Annotated in this window: 4 protein-coding genes and 3 pseudogenes; 5 read left to right on the top strand and 2 right to left on the bottom strand. The window is 70.8% G+C overall.

The window, feature by feature from the left end; genetic code table 11:
- Nucleotides 1-118: 118 nt before the first annotated feature.
- The 3 genes and pseudogenes from GH736_RS25175 to GH736_RS17470 all read left to right on the top strand — a co-directional run.
- Nucleotides 119-268: pseudogene (locus GH736_RS25175) on the top strand (succinyl-diaminopimelate desuccinylase); the annotation flags it as partial.
- On the top strand, nt 258-1,508 hold the full coding sequence (locus GH736_RS17475; protein WP_235934390.1) for a hypothetical protein: 1,251 nt from the start codon (nt 258-260) through the stop codon (nt 1,506-1,508). The pseudogene GH736_RS25175 and the gene GH736_RS17475, both read left to right, overlap by 11 nt.
- Nucleotides 1,509-1,669: 161 nt before the next feature.
- Nucleotides 1,670-1,843 (top strand): DUF3117 domain-containing protein, encoded by a 174-nt coding sequence (locus tag GH736_RS17470; protein ID WP_067875042.1) that lies wholly within the window; start codon nt 1,670-1,672, stop codon nt 1,841-1,843.
- A 1-nt stretch (nt 1,844) separates the two neighbouring features.
- Here GH736_RS17470 and GH736_RS17465 read toward each other — a convergent pair whose 3' ends face one another.
- Nucleotides 1,845-2,477, bottom strand: a complete 633-nt coding sequence (locus GH736_RS17465; protein ID WP_159605601.1) for an O-methyltransferase — start codon at nt 2,475-2,477, stop codon at nt 1,845-1,847.
- Between the two features lie 91 nt (nt 2,478-2,568).
- On the opposite strand from GH736_RS17465, the gene GH736_RS17460 reads away from it, so the two are divergent.
- The gene (locus tag GH736_RS17460; RefSeq protein WP_159605599.1) at nt 2,569-2,964 is read left to right on the top strand and encodes a sec-independent translocase; all 396 of its coding nucleotides are present in this window, start codon (nt 2,569-2,571) and stop codon (nt 2,962-2,964) included.
- A gap of 67 nt (nt 2,965-3,031) precedes the next feature.
- Here GH736_RS17460 and GH736_RS17455 read toward each other — a convergent pair.
- Nucleotides 3,032-4,291 (bottom strand): annotated as a pseudogene (locus GH736_RS17455) (succinic semialdehyde dehydrogenase); the annotation flags it as partial.
- A gap of 196 nt (nt 4,292-4,487) precedes the next feature.
- Here GH736_RS17455 and GH736_RS17450 point away from each other — a divergent pair.
- Nucleotides 4,488-4,760 (top strand): annotated as a pseudogene (locus GH736_RS17450) (SDR family NAD(P)-dependent oxidoreductase); the annotation flags it as partial.

Here is a 4,760-nt window from a genome sequence, read left to right as displayed (position 1 = left end):
GACGGCAAGTACTTCGGCATCCCGCTCTACAACAACGGCAAGTTCATGGGCTACAACACGGCGATCTTCGACGAGGTCGGCATCGAGGTGCCCACCACGTTCGAGGAGCTCATCGACAGTTGCGCGCTTCAGCGCCCTGGGCGTCCCCGCCGTGAACTTCGGCCCCGGCGATCCGCTCAAGGCGCACGCCGACGACGAGCGGGTCCCGACCGACCAGATCCTCTCCTGCGAGCGCGCCCTGCGCGCATGGCTCACCGGTGGAGCCTGAGGTCGAGCGCACGGCGTCCGCGCCGTCGGCCCGCGAGCCGGATCCGTTCCGGGTGACGCGTGCCGCTCCGCGGGTGCGCTGGCGGCTGCTGCCCTGGTGGGGGAAGGTCGTGCTGGTGTACGCCGCCGCGCGTGCGCTGACGACGGCGTTCGTCCTCGTGCTGGCGAACGAGCAGGGTCCGAACGCCTGGACCGGCGCGCGTCCGGGGTACTTCGAGTACGCCAACCTGTGGGATGGCCGGTGGTACCAGATCGTCGCGCTCGGCGGGTATCCGCGCGACCTGCCCTACCCCGACGGCGTCCATGTCGGCGAGAACGCCTGGGCGTTCCTGCCGGTGTACCCGGGGCTCACCGCGGTGCTCACCTGGCTGTCGATCCCGTGGAACGTCGCGTCCGTCGTCATCGCCGTCGCGGCCGGGCTGGGCGCCGCACTGGTGTTCCATCGGCTCATGTCGCGGTTCCTCGAGCCGGATCGGGCCCTGTTCGCCGTGGTCCTGTTCTGCGTCGCGCCGGTCTCGCCCATCATGCAGTTCGGGTACGCGGAGTCCCTCGGCTTCCTCTGGCTCGCGCTCGCGCTGCTGCTGCTCGTGGAGCGACGCTACGCGTGGCTGTTCCCGGTGGTCCTCGCGTGGTCGTTCACGCGCCCCGGCGCCCTGGCGTTCGCGCTCGCGCTCGTGCTGCACTGGGGGTGGCGCTGGATCCGGCGCGGTCGGGAACCCTTCCCCGTGCGCGATCGGGTGCTCGCGGCATCCGCTGCCGTGTTCGCCGCGCTGTCGGGACTCGCGTGGATCGGCGTCGCGTGGTGGGCGACGGGCGATCTGCACGCGTACACCGACACCGAGCTGGCGTGGCGTTCGGCCTACATCGGCTACCGCGAGCTCGTGCCGTTCACGGCATGGTTCCAGTCGGGGGACTGGTGGCTGGGTCAGCCGCTCGGCACGATCGCGGTGGTCGGGCTCATCGTGGCGTTCGGGGTGTTCCTGGCGTCGCCCGCCGTTGCGCGCCTCGGCGCCGACATCCGGTTCTGGTCGATCGCGTACGCCCTCTACCTGCTGGCGGTGTTCTTCCCGCAGTCGAGCACGTTCCGCATCCTCGCGCCGCTGTTCCCGCTGCTCGGCGCGCTGGCGCTCCCGAGGGCCCGTTGGTACCGCTGGAGCCTCGTCGTGCTCTTCCTCGCCCTCCAGGTGGGGTGGCTCCTCATCTGCTGGGGCGTCGACGGCCGCGACTGGACACCGCCGTGATCGATGCCCGTCGGGCCTGATGAGCGTGGGAATCGGTGTCGACGGATGCCGCGGAGCGGATGCATCGGTGCAGCAAGCGTTCTCCACAGTCTCCCTGCGATTTCCCAGCACCGCTCGGAATGGCCGATAATAGGAAGGTCAGCCACGAAAGGGGTAGCTCAATGGCGGCCATGAAGCCACGCACCGGAGACGGGCCTATGGAGGCTGTGAAGGAGGGTCGACTCATCATCGTTCGAGTTCCACTCGAGGGTGGCGGTCGTCTCGTCGTCTCGGTGAACGACGCTGAGGCCAAGGAGCTCTACGACGTCCTCGGCGGCGTCGTGAACCCCGCCTGAGTCAGGCGCCCAGCTTCACGATCTGCAACAGGCCGTCTCCCGCAGGGGAGACGGCCGTTGCTACGGCGGAGGAGGCCGCGAGCTCGGCGATGAGCTCACGGAAGGCGGTGGCTGCGTCGTCGCGTCGCGCAGGATCGGCCACACGCCCCTTCCAGAGTGCGCGCGCGACCAGCACGCTGCCCCCGGGCTTGGCGAGTCGCAGCCCGTGCTCGACGTACTCGATCACCGACGGGGCATCCGCGTCGACGAAGACGACGTCGTAGGAGCTCTCGTTCATGCGCGGCAGCACCTCGCTCGCGCGGCCGGCGATGAGCCGCACCCGTGCCGGCGCGATGCCCGCATCGGCGAAGTGCTCCCTGGCCTGCTGCTGGTACTCGTTCTCGGTGTCGATCGAGGTGAGCATCGCGCCCCGCACCGTCTGCAGCATCCAGAGCCCCGAGACGCCCACGCCGGTGCCGACCTCGATGATGGACTCAGCGCGTGCGGCCGCGGCGATCACCGCGAGTTGGGCGCCCACCGCAGGTGAGACCGGCTCGATGCCGAGTTCGAGGGACTGCTGGCGCGCCTTGGCGACGGCGTCGGTCTCGACGACCGATTCGTCGACGTACTTCCAGTTCAGGTCTCGATCGGACACGTGCGGCTCCCGGTGAAATGTCTCGACCCCCAAGCCTAGGGGCCGAGGGCGTACGGCGTTCGCACGCCTCGCCGCCGACTATCCTGTATGGATGTTCGGTCTGACGTTCGAGAAGCTCCTCATCATCGGGGTGATCGCCGTCTTCCTGCTCGGGCCCGAACGGCTGCCGCACTACGCCGCGCAGCTCGGCCGACTGGTGCGGTCGCTCCGCGACATGGCCGACGGCGCCAAGACGCGGGTCCGCGACGAGATGGGTCCCGACTTCGACGACGTCGACTGGAAGAAGCTCGACCCGCGCCAGTACGACCCGCGCCGCATCATCCGCGAGGCCCTGACCGACGTCGACCCGTTCGCCGAGCCCGCCAAGCCGGTGGTCGCACGCTCGGCCGCCGCGGTGAACGAGAACTCCGCCTACCTGCAGCACAAGCGAAAGCGCGAGGCGCTCGGCGCCGACGAACCGGCGCCCTACGACACCGAAGCGACCTGAGCTCGCTCGGCCACGAGGCCGTCCCCGCGCCCCGTCCTGAGCCGCGGCGTCCCTCAGTCGCCCCGTCTCAGCGTCGACGCGCGGCGCGGAGCACCCGGGCGAGCAGCAGGAACGGGGCTGCGAGCACGTCGAAGTCGCGTCCGGTGCGCGGCAGCGTGAGCAGTCCCGTGGCCGCCGAGATCGTCACGGGCTCCACGAACCGCAGCAGGCCCTCGGGTCCGTTGCGCCGCCCCAGCCCCGACGCCTTGATGCCCCCCATGGGCGCGTCGACCGAGCCGAAGGTGCCGCGGTAGCCCTCGTTGATGTTCACGCTGCCGGCCTCGAGCGCGTCGGCGACGCGCTGGCCGCGTCGGCGTGAGCCGGTGAGCACCGAGGCGTTCAGGCCGTACTCGCTCGCGTTCGCCGCCAGGATGGCCTCCTCCTCCGAGTCGACGAGGTAGAGCGAGGCGACGGCGCCGAAGGTCTCCTCGGCGTGGACGCGCATCTCGGGGGTCACGCCGGTGAGCACGGTCGGCTCGAAGAACCACGGGCCGACGTCGGGACGGGGCCGGCCGCCGACCAGCACCGTCGCGCCCTTGGCGAGCGCGTCGTCGAGGTGGCCCTGGATGCGCTCGAGTTGGGCCGCGCTGGCCAGCGATCCGAAGTCGGACGAGAAGTCGAGCGAGGATCCGAGACGTGCTGAGCGCAGCCGCTCGACGAGTGCGCTCGTGAAGGGGCCGGCGACGCGGCGATGCACGTAGATGCGCTCGATCGACACGCAGAGCTGGCCCATCGCGGAGAAGCACCCGTACGCGGCATCCGCGGCGGCCTGCTCGGGGTCGACGTCGTCGAGCACGATCATGGGGTTCTTGCCGCCGAGCTCGAGCGATGCGCCGACGAGTCGGCGGCCGGCCTTCTCGGCGATGCGCCGGCCGGTGGCGGTGGAGCCGGTGAAGCAGATGTAGTCCACCTCGTCGGTGAGGGCCTCGCCGACCTCGGCAGCGGGACCGGCGACCACGGCCCAGAGCGCCTCGGGCACCCCGGCGTCGATGAACGCCCGGCGCAGCGCGAGGATGGTGAGCGCGCCCTGGTCGTCGGCCTTCTGGACGACCGCGCAGCCGGCCGCGAGTGCGGGCACGACGTCCATCGCGGCGAGGCTGAGTGCGTAGTTCCATGGGGTGATGACGCCGACGACGCCCTTGGCGCGGTAGCGGACTCGCGTGGTCGAGGCGAGCGGCACCCCGGCGCGGCGCGTGCGCCCCCGGAGCACCCGGTGTGCGGCGAGCGCGTTGTACCGGGTCACGGATGCCGCCTGGTACAGCTCCTCGAGGGCCTGGCCGCGCGTCTTGCCGCTCTCGAGCTACCCCGCGTCGCGGCCGCATCACCGTCTGTGTCGGCATCGCACCGTCGAAGACGCTGGCGAAGCTCGTGAACCCGCTCGAGCACGGCGGCCGCGGGATTCCCGTCTTCCCTTCAGGCACGGGTGCTACCTTACATACCGGACAACGATGTCCGGTAACCCGAAGCAGAGTAAGGAACACCGCATGAGCACCCCCACCACCCTCACCGGCGACGACTCCATCAAGACCTGGCTCGCCCACCCCGTCGGCGGCCCGATCCTCCGCGACCTGCTCGCGCAGTCCGGGCAGGACGCCGACGTGCTGAAGCCCGTCAGCCGGCTTGCGATCAAGCGCCTCATCAAGCTCAGCAAGGGCCAGTTCAGCCAGCAGATGGTCGACGAGCTGGTGGCGCGGGTCGCCACAGGCGAGGTGCCCGCCGGGTCCGCGGCCGAGGCGTCGGGCGGCGCGGATGCCGCG

This window comes from Agromyces humi (assembly GCF_009720255.1).
GTDB lineage: Bacteria > Actinomycetota > Actinomycetes > Actinomycetales > Microbacteriaceae > Agromyces > Agromyces humi.
Note: the sequence above shows the minus strand (reverse complement) of the source record. Positions and strands in the feature narration are given on the sequence as shown.

What these genes read in the sequence shown, in the direction of transcription:
- GH736_RS17470 (WP_067875042.1), top strand. Translation starts at nt 1,670, where the DNA reads ATGGCGGCCATGAAGCCACGCACCGGAGACGGGCCTATGGAGGCTGTG.
- GH736_RS17460 (WP_159605599.1), top strand. Translation starts at nt 2,569, where the DNA reads ATGTTCGGTCTGACGTTCGAGAAGCTCCTCATCATCGGGGTGATCGCC.